The organism is Pseudomonas sp. AC355, from assembly GCF_979258205.1.
This window is the reverse complement of sequence record NZ_OZ409843.1, coordinates 3,485,028-3,504,253: the sequence shown is the minus strand read 5'-3', so window position 1 is coordinate 3,504,253 and position 19,226 is coordinate 3,485,028. Positions and strand designations below refer to the sequence as shown.

Here is a 19,226-nt window from a genome sequence, read left to right as displayed (position 1 = left end):
GGCATAACAAAAGGAGCGACCATGAGCTACCAACACCAGTATATCGATGGCACCCGAATCCACTTTCCGCTGGGCAAAGTGGTGTGTGTAGGCCGCAATTACGCCGAACATGCCAAGGAACTCAATAACCCGCTGCCGACCGAGCCGATGCTGTTCATCAAGCCCGGCAGCTGCGTGGTGCCGCTCGAAGGTGGCTTCAGCATCCCGGAAGACCGCGGTTCGGTGCACTACGAAGTGGAAATCGCCGTGCTGATCGGCAAACCGCTGTCGCGTAAACCGAGTGACGAGGAAGTGCTGGACGCCATCTCTGGTTTCGCCCCCGCTCTGGATCTGACCCTGCGCGACGTGCAGAACAAGCTCAAGGGCCAGGGCCATCCGTGGGAGCCGGCCAAGTCGTTCGATGGCGCCTGCGTGCTGGCGCCTTTCGTGCCGGGTGACGCGGTCGAAGACCTGGCTGCTATCGGCATCCGCCTGACCATCAACGGCGAAGTGCGCCAGGATGGCATCAGCGGCGACATGATCTTCGCGATCCTGCCGGTGATCCAGGAAATGGCTGGCCACTTCAACCTGCAGCCTGGCGACGTGATCCTCACGGGCACCCCCGCTGGCGTCGGCCCGCTGCATAAGGGCGATGAGCTGGTACTGGATCTGGTCGGCCACTCCAGCTTCGCCAGCCGGGTCATCTGATACGGCGATTGCCTTGAATGTGGTGCCTGTCGTTCGATTTGGTGGGCTGAAACCCACCCTACGACAGAGCGCCATGGGGCTGCAGGGTGGGCTTCAGCCCACCAACTGGTCGCGTTCCCTATCCACCTTCCAGGCGGCATTCCCACGCTCCAGCGTGAGGAACGATCTGAAAGAGCACGCTTGTGTTGGGTTTCAGCTTGAAGCTTGTCGCTGCTCTTTAAGCTTCGCTTAAGCCGGCTTTAAGCCTGGCTTCAGCTAGTCGACTTAACCTGACCCCGTCATCTACAGATAGAGGGTCACACCCATGAAAGCTCCCGCACTCGCACTGCTGCTCGTTCCACTGTTCTCTTCCGCTGCCATGGCCGCCGGCTACACCGGTTCAGGTCAGGTCGCTCAGGTCACCACTGTCGAGCAGGCGCTGAAAGCCAGCGACGACACCCCGGTGGTACTGCAGGGCCAAATTGTCAAGCGTCTGCAAGACGAACTCTATGAGTTCAAGGACGCCACCGGCACCATCCACGTTGAAATCGACGACGAAGACTGGCCGCCGCAAGCCATCTCCGAGAAGGCCAACGTCAAGCTGACTGGTGAAGTCGACAAAGATCTGACCAGCCGCGAAATCGACGTCGATATCGTTGAACTGGTGAAATAAGGCACGCGCTGTTAGCGTCCACTACCGCACTGAATGGCCGCCTCTCGGACTATCGAGGGGCGGCGTTGTCTTTTTTGCTGATGGATATGTGAGCCACCATGCGTCGTCTGATTTCGATCAAAGGATTATTCCTGCTGTTGATGCTCGTTGTGCTGGCCGCGCTGGCCATCACGAGCCAGCAATTTCGCCTGTTTGAACGGGCCTGGTTCAATGTCAGCCAGCCCGCTGAGGCGCCCTCGCATTCACTGTGGCTGAGCGACTACAAGGTGGTGATCGAGGCGCAGCGCATCGAGGGACTGGAGGACGACGTTTCGGCGCTTACCTACGACCCGGATCGCCAGAGCCTGTTCACCGTGACCAACCAGCACCCCAAGCTGATCGAGCTGTCCCTCGACGGTAGGGTGCTGCGGCAGATCGAGCTGGTCGGTTTCGGTGATCCCGAAGCTGTGGAATACGTGGCGCCCGGGCGTTTCGTGATCGCCGACGAGCGCACGCAGCGGCTGGTCAAGATCCGCGTCGACGACACCACCACCTCCATCGACGCCGCCGACGGTCAGCAGATGTCGCTGGGCCTGGAGATGGGCAGCAAGAACAAGGGCTTCGAGGGCCTGGCCTACGATCTGCCGGGCAAGCGCTTGTTCGTGGCCAAGGAGCGTGACCCCATGCGCATCTATGAGGTGCATGGCTTTCCCAACCTCGATCCGGACACGCCCGACCCGGTGCAGATCCGTGATGACCGCAAGCGTGATGCGGGCATCTTCGTGCGTGACCTCTCCAGCCTTCATTACGACAGCCTCACCGGCCACTTGCTGGCGTTGTCGGATGAGTCGCGGCTGGTCGTCGAACTGGACGAAGACGGCAAGCCGATCAGCAGCCTGTCGCTGTTGCAGGGGCAGCATGGCCTCAAGAAATCGGTGCCGCAGGCGGAAGGCATTACCATGGATGATCACGGTGTGCTCTACCTGACCAGCGAGCCCAATCTCTTCTACGTCTTCAGCAAGGATGGCAAGAGCGACTGAGCCAGGTGTAGTACGGGGAGGGTCGGCCAGGGTGCTATAACGCTGCAGGACTCGCCACGCTGGTGAAGTGGGGCGAGGGCTGTTAGCTTCGCCGATCTCAAATGGTCGCCTCCGCGTATTTCCCGGAGGCAGCCCAGTCTTCCCGCCGATGGACAAGTGAACCGATATGCGTCGTCTGTTTTCCCTCAAGGCATTGCTGGTGTTGTCCGTACTCATCGCAGCATTGCTGCTGGCTGTCTGGGGGCAGGAGTTCCGGGTCTTCGAACGGGCCTGGTTCAATGTGCAGCAGCCCGCCGACGCACCGGCCAACGCGCTGTGGCTCGATGGTTATCAGGTAACTCGGGAAGCGCAGGTGATCGACGGTCTGGACGATGATGTGTCGGCATTGACCTACGATCCGCTGCGCAAGAGTCTGTTCACCGTTACCAACCAGAACGCCCGGCTGATCGAGCTTTCGCTGGACGGCAAGGTGTTGCGAGAGATCGAGCTGGTCGGCTTCGGCGACCCGGAGGCGGTGGAATATGTCGCACCGGGGATCTTCGTGATCGCCGACGAGCGCCCGCAGCGCTTGGTCGAGGTGCGCATCGACGACAGCACCACCCGTGTCGACGCTGCCGGTGGTCAGCAGCTGTCGCTGGGCCTGGAGATGGAAGCCAAGAACAAGGGCTTCGAAGGTCTGGCTTATGATCTGAGCGGCAAGCGCCTGTTCGTCGCCAAGGAGCGCGATCCGCTGCGCATCTACGAGGTGCATGGTTTTCCGCATCTCGACCCGAGCAAGCCGTCGGCGATCCGCATCATCGATGATCTCGAGCGTGACGAGGGGCTGTTCGTACGCGATCTGTCCAGCCTGCAATACGTAGCCGGTAGCGGGCACCTGCTGGCGCTCTCCGATGATTCGCGCTTGCTGGTGGAGATGAATACCAAGGGCGAACCGGTCAGCAGCCTGTCGCTGATCGGTGGGCAGCAGGGGCTCAAGGAGTCCGTGCCTCAGGCCGAGGGTATCGCGATGGACGAGCATGGCGTGATCTACATGATCAGCGAGCCCAATCTCTTCTACACCTTCAGCAAAAAGGCCGAGTGACTGCTCACCCGGCCTTTTCGGTAGCGCCTGCGATAATCAGCGCTGCAGCGATTTCACGCCTTCGGCGGTGCCGAGCAGCAGCAGGTCGGCCGGGCGCGCGGCGAACAGGCCGTTGGTGACCACGCCGACGATGGCGTTGATGTCCGCTTCCAGTTTCACCGGGTCGGTGATGCTCATGTTGTGCACATCGAGGATTACATTGCCGTTGTCGGTCAGCACGCCTTCGCGGTAAACCGGATCGCCGCCCAGTTTGACCAGCTCACGGGCCACGTGGCTGCGCGCCATGGGGATCACTTCCACCGGCAGTGGGAAGGCGCCGAGCACCTGCACCAGCTTGCTGCCATCGGCGATGCAGATGAAGGTGCGCGCCACGGCGGCGACGATCTTCTCGCGGGTCAGCGCTGCGCCGCCGCCCTTGATCAGGTTCAGGCGCTCGTCACTCTCGTCAGCGCCGTCGACGTAGAACTCCAGGTCGCTGACGGTATTGAGTTCGTACACCGGAATGCCATGGCCCTTGAGGCGCGCGGCAGTGGATTCGGAGCTGGCTACGGCGCCGTCGAAGTCCAGTTTGTGCTTGGCCAGGGCGTCGATGAAGCAGTTGGCCGTGGAGCCGGTGCCGACCCCAACGACGCTCTTGGCGTCGAGCTTGGGAAGGATGAAGTCGACGGCGGCCTGAGCCACGGCTTGTTTGAGCTGATCCTGGGTCATGCGGGTTCCACAAGAGAGAAGGAAACGAGGCGCTGATTATAGCCGGCAAAACCCCGGAATTCGTATGGTCGCTCGGCGGATGGCTGCGTTAGACTCCGGGGTTCCCCATGAAGCCGCCTGCGATGCCTGCCATGCTCGAACAGTACGTCAAGAAGACCCTGACCTCCCGTGTCTATGACGTTGCCGTGGAAACCCCGCTGCAACCCGCTCGCCAACTCTCCGAACGCCTGGGCAATCAGATTCTGCTCAAGCGCGAGGATCTGCAGCCGGTTTACTCGTTCAAGATTCGTGGCGCCTACAACAAACTGGCGCAGCTCACCCCTGAAGAGCTGGCCCGCGGCGTGGTGACCGCGTCGGCCGGTAACCACGCCCAGGGCCTGGCGCTGGCCGCCAAGCACATGGGCGTGAAGGCGACCATCGTCATGCCGCGCACTACGCCTGAGCTCAAGGTGCAGGGTGTGCGTTCCCGTGGCGGCAAGGTCGTGCTGCACGGCGACGCCTTTCCCGAAGCCTTGGCGCATTCGCTGAAGCTGGTCGAGGAAAAGGGCCTGGTATACGTGCACCCCTACGACGATCCCCACGTGATCGCCGGCCAGGGCACCGTGGCGATGGAGATCCTCCGTCAGCATCAGGGCCCGCTGCATGCGATCTTCGTTCCGGTTGGCGGTGGTGGTCTGATCGCCGGCATCGCCGCCTACGTCAAATACCTGCGTCCGGAGACCAAGGTGATTGGCGTCGAGCCGGATGACTCCAACTGTCTGCAGCAGGCACTGGCCGCAGGCGAACGCGTTGTTCTGCCGCAAGTCGGGCTGTTCGCCGACGGCGTGGCGGTGGCGCAGATCGGTCAGCACACCTTCGATATCTGCAAGCTGTGCGTCGATGAAGTGATCACTGTCAGCACCGACGAGATCTGTGCGGCGATCAAGGACATCTACGACGACACCCGCTCAATCACCGAGCCCGCCGGCGCCCTGGCAGTGGCCGGGATCAAGAAGTACGTCGAGCGTGAAAACGCCACCGGCCAGGTGCTGGTGGGCATCGATTCCGGCGCCAACGTCAACTTCGACCGCCTGCGCCATGTGGCGGAACGGGCAGAGCTGGGTGAAAAACGCGAAGCGATCATCGCCGTGACCATTCCGGAGAAGCCGGGCAGCTTCAAGGCCTTCTGCGAAGCGATCGGCAAACGGCAGATCACCGAATTCAACTATCGCTACCACCAGGATGGCGAGGCGCACATCTTCGTCGGCGTGCAGACCCATCCGGAGAACGACCCCCGTGCAGCGCTGGTGGAGAATCTGCGTGGCCAGGGCTTCCCGGTGCTCGATCTGACCGACAACGAACTGGCCAAACTGCACATCCGCCACACCGTCGGCGGGCATGCCGCAGCCGTGCCGGACGAATGCGTGTTCCGTTTCGAGTTCCCGGAGCGGCCGGGTGCGCTGTTCAACTTCCTCAACAAGCTGGGTGGGCGCTGGAACATCACGCTGTTCCATTACCGCAACCATGGCGCCGCCGACGGTCGCGTGCTGGCTGCCCTGCAGGTGCCGGAAGACGAGCGCCATCTGCTCGCGCCGGCGCTGGATGCGATCGGCTATCCGTATTGGGATGAAAGCGACAATCCGGCCTATAAGCTGTTTCTTGGCTAGTTGCTTCAGCCAGAACAGGCGCAGACGATTTTCCCGGGTATTGCGCTGCTCCACCCAGGCTACGGAAGTTCCTACCGGTAGCCTGGCGTTGAGCGCAGCGATACCCGGGGCCTATATCTATAAACGCTGAAGGAACCCGTGATGGAACATTACCTGCTGCTGCGCATCCTCCACAGCGTGCCTGGCATCTTGCTGCTGCTCGGCGTGCTGGCCCATGCCTTCATGCTCTGGAAGGCCTGGCGCAATGGCGACAGTGCCGTCCTGCAACGCAAGCTGCAGCGCACCCGTACCATCAGCCTGCCGGTGTTCGCCGTGCTGGCGCTGAGCCTGCCGGTGACCGGCTGGTGGATGGTCAACCTGGCCGGTTGGCCGCTGAGTCAGACCTGGCTGCTGCTGGGTAGCATTCTCTTCGCGGTGCTAATGATCGTCGGCCTGCTGCTGCTCGGTCGTCTCGGTGCCTGGCAGGCTCAGGCCGGCGGCACGGTATCAGCCAGGTCGCTGCGTTTCGTGATGGCCTATGCCGCGCTGATCGTGGTGCTGCTGGTGGTGATCATGGCGGTGATGGGCGCCAAGCCCGTCTAAGAACCCGTTTAACGTCTGGCCTGACGCTGCGCCACCAACGGTTGCAGCAGGGCGGCCAGCTGCGGCTCGCTCAGGGTCGCGCGCAGGGCTTTGTAGAGCGCGCGGGTTTCCAGCAGGTTCCAGACCCGTAGCATGGTTTCCAGAGCGTCCAGCGGCTTGCTGATGAAATCCCGTGCGCCCAGTGCCAGGGCGCGCAGGCGCGTGGCGCGGGTTACGTCGGCGGTCAGTACCAGCAGCGGCACGTAATCGTTCTGCGGGATGCGTCGGTTGAGTTGTTCCATCAGGGCGAAGCCGTCGAAGTCCGGCATATGCAGATCGAGAATCACCAAGTCCGGCTCGAAGCTGTTGTAGAGCTCCAGCGCCCGGGTCGGCTGGGTGCTGCTGAGCACGTTGTGCAGACCTTCGCGGGCCAGCAGTTGTTCCATCAGATCCAGGTTGGGACGCTGATCGTCGATGATCAGGATGCGATAGTCGTCGCTCATGCGGGCTCCGGCAGGTGCTGGTCGAGAAAGGCCAGAAAGGTCGGTACGTGGATAGGTTTGGTGAGGATCGCCGTTGCTCCCGCCTGCTGCATGGCGCGCCGTGAGGCGCTGGTGGCGTCGGCGGTGATCATCAGTACGGCGATGCCGGCCGTGGCCGGGTCGGCGCGCAGCCGTTTCAGTACGTCGATGCCGGTCATGTCCGGCAGGTTGATATCCAGCAGAACCACTCGAGGCAGATGCTGGCGCGCCAGATCGAGACCGAGCTGACCTTGCATGCTCGACAGCAGTTGCACGCCGGGGCGCCGCTGCAGCAGGGTTTCGATCAGCGCCTGGCTGGACAGGTTGTCCTCGATGCACAGCACGCGGGTCAGGTTGCCGCTTTCCTGCATACCGGCGGGGGCCGGGGAGGGCGGCTGGCGCCAGGGGTCTTCAGCGCTTGCCAGGGTTTCGACCTGCGCCGTGGGCAGTGTCAGCACGAAGCGGCTGCCGGTGCCCACCACGCTGATCACCTCCAGCGTGCCGTCCATTGCCTCCAGCAGGTTGCGACTCAGGGCCAGGCCCAGGCCGGTGCCTTCACTGTGTTGATCGGCGCCCAGGCGTTCGAAGGGCCGGAACAGTCGCTCCAGATCGTCCGCGGCGATGCCCGCTCCGCTGTCATTGACGGCCAAGGCCAGGCGTTCGCCCTGCAATTCGATATCCAGATGCACTTCGCCACCCGGGCGGTTGTACTTCACGGCGTTGGACAGCAGGTTGAGCAGCACCTGGATCAGGCGCTGCCGGTCGGCCATCACCCCTGCCGACGAGGTGCTCGGCGGCAAGGGTCGAAGGCGGATGCCTGCCTCGTCGGCCAGCGGCGAGATCAGCGTCATCGCCTCTTGCACCACGCCGTGCAGGTCGATGGCTTCCGGGCTCATGGGCAGCCGGCCAGCTTCGATGCGGGCGATATCGAGCACTTCGTTGATCAGCGTCAGTAGGTGCTGGCCAGCGCGCAGGATATGGGTGACCTGTGGCCTGGGCGATTCCAGATCGAGCAGCTGAGCGAAGCCCAGAATGGAATTGAGCGGTGTGCGCAGCTCATGGCTCATGCGCGAGAGAAATTCGCTTTTCGCCTGGCTGGCGTTCTCGGCTTCCTCGCGAGCGTCGCGCAAGGCGATGTCAGCGGCGCGACGGTCGGTGATGTCGCGGGTGACCTTGGAAAAACCGCGCAGGGTGCCGCTGGCATCGTGCTGGGCGGTGATCACTACGCTGGCCCAGAAGCGCGAGCCATCACGTCGCTGGCGCCAGGCTTCTTCCTCGTAGCGGCCTTTTTCGGCCGCCACCTGCAGTGCGTGCAGCGGATGATGCGGGCGCTGCTCGGTCGGGTAGAACAGTGAAAAGTGGCGGCCGATGATTTCCGTTTCGCTGTAGCCCTTGATCCGTTCGGCGCCGGCGTTCCAGGTGGTGACGTGGCCCTGCGGGTCGAGGGCGAAGATGCCGTAGTCGCGTACGCCTTCGATGATCAGGCGCAGGCGTTCCTCGTTGTCACGCAAGGCGCGCTCGCGCTGGGCCAGCAACTGGCTGGCTTCCTCGAGGCTGGCGCCCAGGCGGCCGATTTCGTCGCGTTCATGGTGACGGGTTTTCAGCGGCTTGCCGAGGGCCAGGTGGCGAGCGCTGCGTTGCACGCGCTGAACGCGGGTGACGATGCCGCTGGACAACAACAGCACGGCGATGATCGCGCCGAACAGGCCGCAGCCGGCAGCCAGCAGCGTGGCTAGCAGCATGCGCTGGCGATTGTCCGCGGCATTCGCCGTGCGGTCGGCGAGCAGGGCGTCTTCGCGCACGCGCATTGCGTCGATCTCCTGGCGGAGGGTATCGAGCATGCGCTTGTTCTCGACCAGGATGTCGATGATCTGCTCGCTGTCCTGGCGCATGTCGACGTTGCGCAGCACATCTAGCCCCTGCAGCTTGGTGCTGATCAGCGGCTTGATGCGATCCAGGCGCTGGCGCACCTCGGTATCGCGGATGTTGGCATCGAGGCGTGCCAGGGCTGCGTCGATACGCGGTTCGATCTGCAAGTAGGTGGGCAGGAAATTCTCACGGCGGGTCAACAGGTAGCCCCGCACGCTGGAGGCGCCCTCGGCCAATAGCGTCTGTACGGCCTGGATATCGCCTTGCACCTGCAGCACCCGGCGCACGTCCTCCTCGGCCTCGGCGGTGCGGCGCTCGGTGATGTAGATCAGTACCAGTGATAGCAGCAGAATCACCAATGGCAACGAGATACCGACTAGCGCCTTGCCGCGCAGGGGCAGGTCAGCCCAGAAACCATCGATGCGGCGCATCATGTGGGCGGGCCGAACCAGTCTGTCGCCGGCTGCGCCACCAAACCCAGGGCGATGCCGCGTACGGCCGCCTGGGTACGGTCGGCCACGCCTAGCTTGGCGATCACCCGCTCGACGTGGGTCTTCACGGTGCCGGCGGCAATCCCCAGTTTCTCGCCGATTTCGCGATTGCTGAAGCCTCCGGCGACCAGGCCGAGTACCTGCCGCTCGCGGTTGGTCAGGGCGTCGGTGGGTGGGGCGCCTGTGTTGCTGCGGTCGGCGATGCGTCGCAGCAGGCGCGCGCTCACTGAGCTGTTGAGTGCTTCCTCACCCGCAGCGACGCGGCGCAGGCTCGCGATCACTTCATCGCGCGTGGCGTCCTTCAGCAGGTAGCCCACGGCGCCCGCGGCGATGGCTGCTTCCAGGTGCTCGGGGCTGTCGTACATGGTGAACATCACCACCTTCAGGCGTGGCAGACGCTGCTGCAGCAGGCGCGCGGCGCCCAGCCCATTCAGCCCGGGCATGCGGATGTCGAGGATGGCGATGTCCGGCTGCAGGCGCTCGCACAGTTGCAGCGCGCTATCACCGTCGGCTGCCTGACCGACCACCTCGAATTCGTCGCAGCTCGCCAGCATGGCGACGAAGCCGGCGCGGGTCACTTCATGGTCATCGGCCAGCACCAGGCGCAAGGGTGTGGTCATGGGGTGTTCCCCCCGACGCTGGGTACCTGAGCCAGCAACCGAGTGCCGCGCCCCGGCTCGCTGCTGCAACGCAGGTGGCCGCTCACCAGGCTGGCCCGCTCGTGCATGGCGGCAAGGCCGAGGCCGCCGCTGCCCGTCACCGCCCGGTCGGGTGTCGTGTCGAAGCCGCGACCATCATCCTCGACCCGCAGCTCGGCGCTTTGCTCTGTGCTGCTCAGGCCGATGCGCACGCTGCAGTGGCCGGCATGCTTGAGGATGTTGTTGATGCCTTCCTGGGCGATACGAAACAGGGTGATTTCCACATTGGCTGGCAGCCGCGCATCGCTGCGCTGCAGCCATTGCACCCGGTAGCCGGCTTCGCGCAGGCGGTCGGCTTCCTTGTCGAGCGCCTGCAGCAGGCCGAAGTCATCGAGCAGTTGCGGCCGCAGCCCACCGATGGCCTGTCGGCCTTCGCGCACGCAGCGCTGGGCCAGGTCGAGGATGGTGCTCAGTTCTTGCTGCTGGGCGTCGGGCAGCCCCGTGCATTGGCTGGCGAAGCCCTGCAGTCGCTGATGCAGGCCTGCCAGGGTCTGCGCGAGGCCGTCGTGCAGGTCATAGGCGACGCGCCTGCGCTCATCTTCCTGGGCACTGAGCAGCTGATGTACCAGCTCCGACATGGTGCGCTCGCGGGCCTGCAGGTCGCCGTGTAGGCGCTGGTTCTCCAGGTGCGCGGCAAGCAGGGTGGCGAGCAGTTGCAGGGACTCGAGGTCTTCGTCATCCGGCGGATTGATCTTCGCTGCGCTGGCCAGCAATACGCTGCCGAACGGACGGCCCTGAGCGGTCGACAAGGGCAGTCGGATGACCAGTTGCAGCACGCTCTTCTCGATGGCCAGACACTGGGCCAGAGGGGAGTCGTTTTCGGCCAGTGCCAAGAGTGCCACGCGCTGTTCGTTGGAGTGGGCGCCATGGCTGGCGAGCACCTGGTTTTCACCGTTCAGCTCACGGATTACCAGGCCGCTGTCCATTGCACAGAAAGCGCAGGCGCGTTGCAGCACGCGCTCGCCCATCTCACTCGGCGCCAGGGCGCCCAGCTCGCGCCCGGTATCGACCAGCAGACTCAGACGCGCCGCGCGGCTTTCCCATTGCCGGTACTGGCTGCGTAGGGCCAGGGCACTGCCGTTTTCATTGTGCATGGGTGTCTCTCCAGCGGGGCAGCGCCGATTGGTGGCGCAATGATCCCATTAAATCGACTTCATACCGCTGTCGCCCATCCGCCGATCGGCATAGGCCGTTGTCGCCAACCGGCCGATGGCGGCGTCGGGCAGGCGGGGCAAAGTACCGGCATCAACCAACGAGACAGGAAAGACCATGAAAGTACATGCCATCGCCACCGCTCTGTTGCTTACCGCCAGCTCCTCGCTGTTCGCTGCCGTCGAGCAGAAGCCTTACAACTACAGCAGTATCGCCGAGGCGCCGACCGATTCCGCCGATCGTGACGTAGCTGCTCTTTTCGATCAGTGGAACAAAGCGCTGCAGACCGGTGATTCGTCCAAGGTCGTTGCTCTGTACAGCAAGGATGCGGTGTTGCAGCCAACCGTTTCCAACCATGTGCGGGCAACGTCTGCGGAAATCACTGACTACTTCGACCACTTCCTGGCGCTCAAACCGGTCGGCCACATCAATTACCGGGAAATCCGTCGTCTGGGCCTGAACACTGCACTGGACAGCGGCGTCTATACCTTCCGCCTGACCGATGCCAAAGGCAAGACGCAGGATGTACAGGCGCGCTACACCTTCCTCTACACCCGTGTCGACGGCCAATGGAAGATCCTCAACCACCACTCTTCGGCGATGCCGGAAAAGGTGCCGAGCGAAGTGGCTAAGCAGCTGTAACGGGGTATCGCTTCACCCAAAACCGGCGCCTGGACAGGCTGTGTGAAAACTACTGCGCTCGGTCATGCGGCGTTAAAAACCAGCTGGAATGCCAGCCCAGTCAAAATGCTCATTTACAACTCGTAAACTGCGCTTTTTCGCTGGTTTTTGCCTTGCCTGACCTTCGCTCGCTACGTTTTCACACGGCCCTGTGGAGCGCCGGTTTTTTCATTGCACGCGAAATGCGTTCTAGCGCAGCGACAGCACCGGCCAGCCACGCTTCTGCGCTTCGGCCAGCAGGTTCGGATCCGGGTCGACGGCCACTGGGCGGCTGACGCACTCCAGCAATGGCAGGTCGTTCATCGAGTCGCTGTAGAAGCTGGCACCATCCAGGGTAAAGCCGTTTTCCTGCATCCAGCGATTGAGGCGGGTGACCTTGCCTTCCTTGAAGCACGGCACATCGGTGGTACGTCCGGTGTAGCGGCCGTCGATCATCTCGCACTCGGTCGCCAGCAGCGTGTCGACGCCCAGGCGGGCGGCGATCGGCGCGGTGACGAAGCGGTTGGTGGCGGTGATGATCACCAGCTTGTCGCCAGCCGCACGGTGTTCGTCGAGCAGCGCCAGGCCCTTGGGCAGAATGATCGGCTCGATGCATTCGGCCATGAACTGCTCATGCCAGGCATTGAGCTGCGCCATTTCGGTACGGCCGAAGATATCCAGGGTGAAGTTCAGGTAGTCGGTGATGTTCAGGCGCCCGGCCAGGTAATCCTGGTAGAAGGCATCGTTGCGGGCCTTGTAGGTCGCGCCATCGAGAATGCCGCGCTCGCACAGCCAGTCGCCCCAGGCGTGGTCGCTGTCGCCGCCGAGCAGGGTGTTGTCGAGATCGAATAAAGCCAAACGCACAGAGCCACCTCTTTTATACAGAGCCATGGAAGGCGCCAGAATAGCGGCTTTGCCTGGCTGGGGAAAACCTGATCGGGTGTCGCGACCGGCCTATTGCGAAGTCCCGTGCGGGCGCGTTGCCGCTGTCCCGAGCTTTGTGGAACAATGCTGGAATATGCGTTTACGAGGTTGTGTGCCGTGATCGATCCTGATGGTTTTCGCCCCAACGTCGGCATCATTCTCACCAATGATGTCGGCCAGGTGCTCTGGGCGCGTCGAATTAACCAGGATGCCTGGCAGTTCCCGCAAGGTGGCATCAATGACCACGAGTCGCCGGAAGAGGCGTTGTACCGCGAACTGAACGAAGAAGTCGGTCTCGAGCAGCAGGATGTGAAAATTCTCGCCTGTACCCGGGGCTGGTTGAGGTATCGTCTGCCGCAGCGCCTGGTGCGCACGCACAGCCAACCGCTGTGTATCGGCCAGAAGCAAAAGTGGTTCCTGTTGCGCCTGACCGCCGATGAGCAGCGGGTGCGCATGGATCTGACCGGCAAGCCCGAGTTCGATGGCTGGCGCTGGGTCAGTTACTGGTATCCGTTGGGGCAGGTGGTTACATTCAAGCGCGAGGTTTACCGTCGCGCGCTCAAGGAACTCGCACCGCGCCTGCTGGCACGGGACTAGGCAGGGTCAGGCATGCTCAACACGCTGCGCAGGATTGTCCAGGAAGTCAACGCTGCCAAGGATCTCAAGGCGGCGCTGGGCATTATCGTGCAGCGTGTCAAAGAAGCCATGGGCACCCAGGTGTGCTCGGTTTACCTGCTCGACCCGGAGAGCAAGCGCTTCGTGCTGATGGCCACCGATGGCCTCAACAAGCGCTCGATCGGCAAGGTCAGCATGGCGCCCAACGAAGGCCTGGTCGGCCTGGTTGGTACCCGTGAAGAGCCGCTGAACCTCGAAAACGCCTCCGAACACCCTCGCTACCGCTACTTCGCCGAGACGGGTGAGGAGCGCTATGCCTCTTTCCTCGGCTCACCGATCATCCACCACCGTCGAGTGATGGGCGTGCTGGTTGTGCAGCAGAAGGAGCGCCGTCAGTTCGACGAGGGTGAGGAAGCCTTCCTGGTGACCATGAGCGCGCAGCTCGCCGGGGTTATCGCCCACGCCGAGGCGACCGGATCGATCCGCGGCCTTGGCAAGCAGGGCAAGGGCATTCAGGAAGCCAAGTTCGTCGGTGTACCGGGCTCGCCCGGTGCTGCTGTCGGTACCGCTGTGGTGGTACTGCCGCCGGCCGATCTGGAAGTGGTACCCGACAGGGTCGTCACCGATATCGATGCCGAGCTGAAGCTGTTCAATAATGCGCTGGAAGGCGTGCGTGGCGACATGCGCAGCCTCTCGGAGCGCATGGCTACTCAGTTGCGCCCGGAAGAGCGCGCGCTGTTTGACGTATACCTGATGATGCTCGAAGACGCCGCTCTCGGTAACGAAGTGGTCAAGATCATCAAGACCGGCCAGTGGGCTCAGGGCGCGCTGCGCCAGGTGGTCAGCGAGCACATCAACCGCTTCGAGCTGATGGACGACGCCTACCTGCGCGAGCGTGCATCGGACGTACGTGACCTTGGCCGGCGCTTGCTCGCCTATCTGCAGCAGGCGCGGCAACAGACGCTGGTGTATCCGGACAACTGCATTCTGGTCGCCGAAGAACTGTCGCCCGCCATGCTTGGCGAAGTACCGGAAGGCAAGCTGGTCGGCCTGGTGTCGGTACAGGGCTCGGGCAACTCCCATGTGGCGATCTTCGCCCGCGCCATGGGCATTCCCACGGTCATGGGCGCGGTCGAGCTGCCGTATTCGAAGATCGATGGCATTCAGCTGATCGTCGACGGTTATCACGGCGAGGTGTTCACCAACCCCAGCGAGATCCTGCGCAAGCAGTATGTCGATGTGGTCGAGGAAGACCGCCAGCTCACCAAGGGCCTCGACGCCCTGCGTGCACTGCCCTGCGAGACCCTAGACGGCCACCACATGCCGTTGTGGGTCAACACTGGCCTGCTTGCCGATGTGGTACGGGCTCAGGAGCGTGGCGCCGAAGGCGTTGGCCTGTATCGCACCGAAGTGCCGTTCATGATGAAGGATCGTTTTCCCAGCGAGAAAGAACAGCTGGCGATCTACCGTGAACAACTGGCCGCTTTCCATCCGTTACCCGTGACCATGCGCACGCTGGATGTCGGTGGCGATAAAGCACTGAGCTATTTTCCGATCAAGGAAGAGAATCCCTTCCTCGGCTGGCGCGGTATCCGTGTAACCCTCGACCACCCGGAAATCTTCCTGGTGCAGGTGCGCGCCATGCTCAAGGCCAGCGAGGGTCTGGACAACCTGCGCATCCTGCTGCCGATGATTTCCGGTATCCAGGAGCTGGAGGAGTCGCTACACCTGATTCACCGCGCCTGGGGCGAAGTGCGCGACGAAGGCACCGATGTGCCGCTGCCACCGATCGGCGTGATGATCGAGATTCCCGCTGCCGTCTACCAGACCCGCGACCTTGCTCGCCAGGTGGACTTCCTGTCGGTCGGCTCCAACGACCTGACTCAGTACCTGCTGGCCGTGGATCGCAACAACCCACGGGTCGCTGACCTCTACGACTTCCTTCACCCGGCGGTTTTGCAGGCGTTGACCAAGGTGGTCGAAGACGCCCATGCCGAAGGCAAACCGGTGAGCATTTGCGGCGAAATGGCCGGTGACCCGACTGCTGCGGTATTGCTAATGGCCATGGGCTTCGACAGCCTGTCGATGAACGCCACCAACCTGCCCAAAGTGAAATGGCTGCTGCGCCAGATCAGCATGGCCAAGGCCAAGGATCTGCTCGGCCAGGTGATGCGCATCGACAACCCGCAGGTTATCCACAGCACCCTGCAACTGGCCCTGCGCAACCTCGGCCTGGGCCGGATGATCAACCCGGCGTCGGATATTCAGGCTTAACGCTCCTAGCAAGGCATAGCGGACCTTCGAGTTCCCCCGAGATCGTTCCTCACGCTCCGCGTGGGAATGCCTCTCGGACGCTTTGCGTCCGGTGTTGAATGCCAACATCCAGCGGTAGGGTGGGTCGGGCGGCGCTGCGCTTCAGCCCACCCATTGGTTTCCTGTCTCAAACCTCACTTCACCGATAGCCACCCCTTCGGCCCCGAAGCTGCGTTCGATCAACTGCCGTGTTCCGTCTGCATGGCTGAACAGCAGGGTGCTGGCACGGGTGCCATAGTTGGCGCTGGCGATGAATACGCTGGCGAGCAGTCGTTCGGTATCGGGGCCGACGCCCGTGTCAGGCAGTGCCGTGTCTGCAGGCTTCGCGGTATCGGCCAGAAGGGCGAACAGCGCTTCCTCATCGAGCGTCTCGAGGGCGTCGGCAAGCGCCGCCTTGGCTCGTTGCAGCTTTGGCCATGGCGTATCCAGATCGGCATTGGAAACGCCATGGATACCTGGCTGCAGCGTCTCTATCCGCCCGCTCTGGGAATTGAAGTGGCACAGCTGCTCGCGGTCGCCGACCAGCAGGTTGAAGCCGCTGTATTCATCTGCATCGCGACGCAGCTCGTTCAGAAAAGCCTCTGGCCCTTGATTTCTCCGCAGAAAGCGCAGCGGCAGTTCGCCTCGCGAGCGTGAGCCCTGAGGCGCGCGCGGATCACGAATGTTGGTGAGGGCAGCGAAGCGCCCGCGAGGGCCGATACCCAGCCAGGTGCCGCCAGCCTCTAGATCGCGCCCGGCGATTAGTCCCGGTGCCTCCGGCCACTCGGCCAGGGCAGCGGTAGGGCGAGCGTAGAATTCATCACGGTTGGCGGCGACCAGCAGCGGCAGGGCGTGACCGGGGCGCCAGGCGAGGACGATCAGGCACATAGGCGCCCCTCATGCGTCATATTGCAGGTGATAGGCTGGACGAGGACGTTGGGCACAGCGGCTATCTCATCGAATAAAGCACCACTGTACGCAACGCCACCAATCGTCGTGAAGTAGAGTGCATCGCTGGCTTCCGTTACCATGCCGCATTGCTTTGCGGTGACATCATGGTCTTCCTACTCTACATACTGCTCGGTGCCGCGGCAGGCCTGTTGGCTGGGCTGTTTGGCGTGGGTGGCGGCATGATCATCGTGCCGGTGCTGATCTTCAGCTTCACTGCTCAGGGCTTCGATACGTCCGTGTTGACCCACATGGCAGTAGGTACTTCGCTGGCTACCATCCTCTTTACTTCGATCAATGCCGTGCGCGAGCATCACAGCCGTGGTGCCGTACGCTGGCGGCTGTTCGTCTGGCTGACCGTGGGCATTGTGCTGGGCTCGGCGCTTGGTGCGTTGACCGCCGATTCCATCGATGGCCAGGTGCTGCAAAAGATCATCGGCGTATTCGCCCTGTGCGTCGCGCTGCAACTGGCTCTGGATTTCAAACCCAAGGCCAGCCGTGATGTGCCCGGCAAGGCTGGCCTGGGCGTTGCCGGTGGCGTGATCGGCTGGGCTTCGGCGATCATCGGTATCGGTGGTGGATCGCTGACCGTGCCGTTCCTGACCTGGCGCGGCGTGTCCGTGCAGCAGGCGGTGGCGACGTCTTCGGCATGCGGCTGGCCCATCGCGGCTGCCGGTGCCCTGAGTTATCTGTGGCTGGGGTGGGGCGACGCGCGTCTGCCTGGCTGGAGCCTGGGTTATGTTTATTTGCCTGCGCTGCTGGGCATCGCGTTGACCAGCGTGTTTTTCGCGCGAACCGGTGCACGCCTGGCCCATCGTTTATCGCCGCGGGTGCTCAAGCGCCTGTTCGCCTTGCTGTTGTTCATCGTCGGCCTGAATTTTCTGTTGTGAGGAATCCTGATGCTGCCCTACCCGAATATTGATCCGGTCGCCCTCGACCTGGGCTTTCTGCAGATCCACTGGTACGGCCTGATGTACCTGGTTGGCATCGGCGGTGCCTGGTTCCTTGCCTCGCGGCGCCTGAACGCCTTCGATCCGACCTGGAGCAAGGAGAAACTCTCCGACCTGGTGTTCTGGGTGGCCATGGGCGTGATTCTCGGTGGCCGTCTTGGCTATGTGCTGTTCTACGATCTGCCGGCCTATATCGCCAACCCGCTGCTGATCCTCGAAGTGTGGAAGGGCGGCATGTCGTTCCACGGTGGCCTGATCGGCGTGATGCTGGCCACCCTGTGGTTCGCCAAGCGCAACGGCAAGAGCTTCTTCGAACTGATGGACTTCATCGCCCCGCTGGTGCCGATCGGCCTGGGCGCCGGGCGTATCGGCAACTTCATAAACGGCGAGCTGTGGGGCAAGGTCACCGACGTGCCGTGGGCCATGGTCTTCCCGACTGGCGGGCCCGAGCCGCGTCATCCTTCGCAGCTGTACCAGTTCGCGCTGGAGGGTGTGGCGCTGTTCGTGATCCTCTGGATCTACTCGCGCAAACCGCGGCCGACCATGGCGGTCTCCGGTCTGTTCGCGGTGTGTTACGGCATCTTCCGCTTCATCGTCGAACTCGTCCGCGTACCGGACGCTCAGCTCGGCTACCTCGCATGGGGCTGGCTGACCATGGGCCAGGTGCTGTGCATCCCGATGATCCTCGCCGGCCTGGGCGTGATGGCCTACGCCTACAAACGCCAGGCTGCCCAGGAGGTCGCGCAATGAAACAGTACCTCGACCTGATGCGTCACGTGCGTGAGAACGGCACTTTCAAGGCAGACCGCACCGGCACCGGCACCTACAGCGTGTTCGCCCACCAGATGCGTTTCGACCTGGCCGACGGCTTTCCCCTGGTGACCACCAAGAAGTGCCACCTGCGCTCGATCATTCACGAGTTGCTGTGGTTTCTGCAGGGCGACACCAACATCAAGTACCTGAAGGACAACGGCGTACGCATCTGGGACGAGTGGGCTGACGAAAACGGCGACCTCGGCCCGGTATACGGCTACCAGTGGCGCAATTGGCCGGCGCCGAACGGCGAGTCGATCGACCAGATCAGCAAGCTGATCGAGATGATCAAAAAGAACCCGGACTCGCGCCGCCTGATCGTCTCCGCCTGGAACCCGGCGCTGGTCGAGCAGATGGCCCTGCCGCCGTGCCACGCGCTGTTCCAGTTCTACGTCGCCGACGGCAAGCTCAGTTGCCAGCTGTACCAGCGCTCGGCGGACATTTTCCTGGGCGTGCCCTTCAACATCGCCAGCTATGCGCTGCTGACGCTGATGGTGGCCCAGGTGTGCGGCCTGCAGCCGGGCGAGTTCATCTGGACGGGCGGCGACTGCCACTTGTACGCCAACCACCTGGAACAGACGGATCTGCAACTGACCCGCGAGCCGCTGCCGCTGCCAACCATGAAGCTCAATCCCGAGGTGAAGGATCTGTTTGCCTTCCGTTTCGAGGATTTCGAACTGGTCGGCTACGAAGCGCACCCGCACATCAAGGCGCCGGTCGCGGTCTGACTCAGGCGGTCACCCGTAGGGTGGGCCGGGCGGCGATCCGCTTCAGCCCACCAATGCCCGCCCATCCGACGATGCATGCAAGGATTGTCGGTCTGGAATGATCGCTTCCCGATGTAGCTTGGGTCTTCGGGTTCAAGGCGATAGTGAGAGTGGCTTGGCTGGTGTGCGGTGGGCTGAAGCCCACCCTACGCCTAAGTCGCCCGGCAGATGG

19 protein-coding genes are annotated in these 19,226 nt (G+C 63.0%); 12 read left to right on the top strand and 7 right to left on the bottom strand.

Annotation, left to right across the window (positions count from 1 at the left end):
• Positions 1–21: 21 nt before the first annotated feature.
• From ACZ0AI_RS16540 to ACZ0AI_RS16525, 4 genes are all read left to right on the top strand, one after another.
• The gene (locus ACZ0AI_RS16540) at positions 22–687 is read left to right on the top strand and encodes a fumarylacetoacetate hydrolase family protein (protein ID WP_463562807.1); all 666 of its coding nucleotides are present in this window, start codon (positions 22–24) and stop codon (positions 685–687) included.
• Between the two features lie 304 nt (positions 688–991).
• The gene (locus tag ACZ0AI_RS16535) at positions 992–1,339 is read left to right on the top strand and encodes a NirD/YgiW/YdeI family stress tolerance protein (RefSeq protein WP_463562806.1); all 348 of its coding nucleotides are present in this window, start codon (positions 992–994) and stop codon (positions 1,337–1,339) included.
• 98 nt (positions 1,340–1,437) lie between these two features.
• Positions 1,438–2,358, top strand: coding sequence for an SdiA-regulated domain-containing protein (locus ACZ0AI_RS16530; protein WP_463562805.1), 921 nt, complete (start codon positions 1,438–1,440; stop codon positions 2,356–2,358).
• A gap of 166 nt (positions 2,359–2,524) precedes the next feature.
• Positions 2,525–3,439 (top strand): SdiA-regulated domain-containing protein, encoded by a 915-nt coding sequence (locus tag ACZ0AI_RS16525; protein WP_463562804.1) that lies wholly within the window; start codon positions 2,525–2,527, stop codon positions 3,437–3,439.
• A gap of 36 nt (positions 3,440–3,475) precedes the next feature.
• On the opposite strand, the gene rpiA is transcribed toward ACZ0AI_RS16525, so the two are convergent.
• The gene (gene rpiA, locus ACZ0AI_RS16520; protein ID WP_463562803.1) at positions 3,476–4,147 is read right to left on the bottom strand and encodes a ribose-5-phosphate isomerase RpiA; all 672 of its coding nucleotides are present in this window, start codon (positions 4,145–4,147) and stop codon (positions 3,476–3,478) included.
• A gap of 131 nt (positions 4,148–4,278) precedes the next feature.
• On the opposite strand from rpiA, the gene ilvA reads away from it, so the two are divergent.
• Positions 4,279–5,793 carry a threonine ammonia-lyase, biosynthetic gene (ilvA, locus tag ACZ0AI_RS16515; RefSeq protein WP_463565957.1) on the top strand — a complete coding sequence of 505 codons (1,515 nt, stop codon included), beginning with the start codon at positions 4,279–4,281 and terminating at the stop codon, positions 5,791–5,793.
• 141 nt (positions 5,794–5,934) lie between these two features.
• The gene (locus ACZ0AI_RS16510) at positions 5,935–6,375 is read left to right on the top strand and encodes a DUF2269 family protein (protein ID WP_463562802.1); all 441 of its coding nucleotides are present in this window, start codon (positions 5,935–5,937) and stop codon (positions 6,373–6,375) included.
• Positions 6,376–6,383: 8 nt separating this feature from the next.
• Here the strand turns inward: ACZ0AI_RS16510 and ACZ0AI_RS16505 are convergent, their stop codons facing one another.
• From ACZ0AI_RS16505 to ACZ0AI_RS16490, 4 genes are read right to left on the bottom strand one after another with little or no spacing between them, the layout of a single operon-like run.
• Positions 6,384–6,857 (bottom strand): response regulator, encoded by a 474-nt coding sequence (locus ACZ0AI_RS16505; protein WP_463562801.1) that lies wholly within the window; start codon positions 6,855–6,857, stop codon positions 6,384–6,386.
• The gene (locus ACZ0AI_RS16500; protein WP_463562800.1) at positions 6,854–9,178 is read right to left on the bottom strand and encodes an ATP-binding protein; all 2,325 of its coding nucleotides are present in this window, start codon (positions 9,176–9,178) and stop codon (positions 6,854–6,856) included. Before ACZ0AI_RS16500 ends, ACZ0AI_RS16505 begins: the two co-directional genes overlap by 4 nt.
• The gene (locus ACZ0AI_RS16495) at positions 9,175–9,855 is read right to left on the bottom strand and encodes a response regulator (RefSeq protein ID WP_463562799.1); all 681 of its coding nucleotides are present in this window, start codon (positions 9,853–9,855) and stop codon (positions 9,175–9,177) included. The genes ACZ0AI_RS16500 and ACZ0AI_RS16495 overlap by 4 nt, the downstream gene beginning before the upstream one ends.
• Entirely contained in the window at positions 9,852–11,027 is a 1,176-nt protein-coding gene (locus tag ACZ0AI_RS16490) for a sensor histidine kinase (protein ID WP_463562798.1), read from the bottom strand. The genes ACZ0AI_RS16495 and ACZ0AI_RS16490 overlap by 4 nt, the downstream gene beginning before the upstream one ends.
• 175 nt (positions 11,028–11,202) lie before the next feature.
• Here ACZ0AI_RS16490 and ACZ0AI_RS16485 point away from each other — a divergent pair, with 175 nt between their 5' ends.
• Positions 11,203–11,727 (top strand): SgcJ/EcaC family oxidoreductase, encoded by a 525-nt coding sequence (locus ACZ0AI_RS16485; protein WP_463562797.1) that lies wholly within the window; start codon positions 11,203–11,205, stop codon positions 11,725–11,727.
• Between the two features lie 228 nt (positions 11,728–11,955).
• Here ACZ0AI_RS16485 and ACZ0AI_RS16480 read toward each other — a convergent pair whose 3' ends face one another.
• Entirely contained in the window at positions 11,956–12,609 is a 654-nt protein-coding gene (locus ACZ0AI_RS16480; RefSeq protein WP_225837236.1) for a histidinol-phosphatase, read from the bottom strand.
• A 177-nt stretch (positions 12,610–12,786) separates the two neighbouring features.
• Between ACZ0AI_RS16480 and ACZ0AI_RS16475 the strand changes: the two genes are divergently transcribed.
• The gene (locus ACZ0AI_RS16475; RefSeq protein WP_225837237.1) at positions 12,787–13,266 is read left to right on the top strand and encodes an RNA pyrophosphohydrolase; all 480 of its coding nucleotides are present in this window, start codon (positions 12,787–12,789) and stop codon (positions 13,264–13,266) included.
• 12 nt (positions 13,267–13,278) lie between these two features.
• Positions 13,279–15,558: a phosphoenolpyruvate--protein phosphotransferase gene (ptsP, locus tag ACZ0AI_RS16470; RefSeq protein WP_225837248.1), complete on the top strand. Its 2,280-nt coding sequence runs from the start codon at positions 13,279–13,281 to the stop codon at positions 15,556–15,558.
• Between the two features lie 141 nt (positions 15,559–15,699).
• On the opposite strand, the gene ACZ0AI_RS16465 is transcribed toward ptsP, so the two are convergent.
• Positions 15,700–16,464: an NRDE family protein gene (locus ACZ0AI_RS16465; protein ID WP_463562796.1), complete on the bottom strand. Its 765-nt coding sequence runs from the start codon at positions 16,462–16,464 to the stop codon at positions 15,700–15,702.
• Positions 16,465–16,631: 167 nt separating this feature from the next.
• On the opposite strand from ACZ0AI_RS16465, the gene ACZ0AI_RS16460 reads away from it, so the two are divergent.
• From ACZ0AI_RS16460 to ACZ0AI_RS16450, 3 genes are read left to right on the top strand one after another with little or no spacing between them, the layout of a single operon-like run.
• Entirely contained in the window at positions 16,632–17,414 is a 783-nt protein-coding gene (locus ACZ0AI_RS16460; protein ID WP_463562795.1) for a sulfite exporter TauE/SafE family protein, read from the top strand.
• A gap of 9 nt (positions 17,415–17,423) precedes the next feature.
• A complete protein-coding gene (gene lgt / locus ACZ0AI_RS16455; protein ID WP_463562794.1) occupies positions 17,424–18,224 on the top strand; it encodes a prolipoprotein diacylglyceryl transferase in 801 nt (266 codons plus the stop codon).
• The gene (locus ACZ0AI_RS16450; protein ID WP_463562793.1) at positions 18,221–19,015 is read left to right on the top strand and encodes a thymidylate synthase; all 795 of its coding nucleotides are present in this window, start codon (positions 18,221–18,223) and stop codon (positions 19,013–19,015) included. Before lgt ends, ACZ0AI_RS16450 begins: the two co-directional genes overlap by 4 nt.
• Positions 19,016–19,226 lie beyond the last annotated feature (211 nt).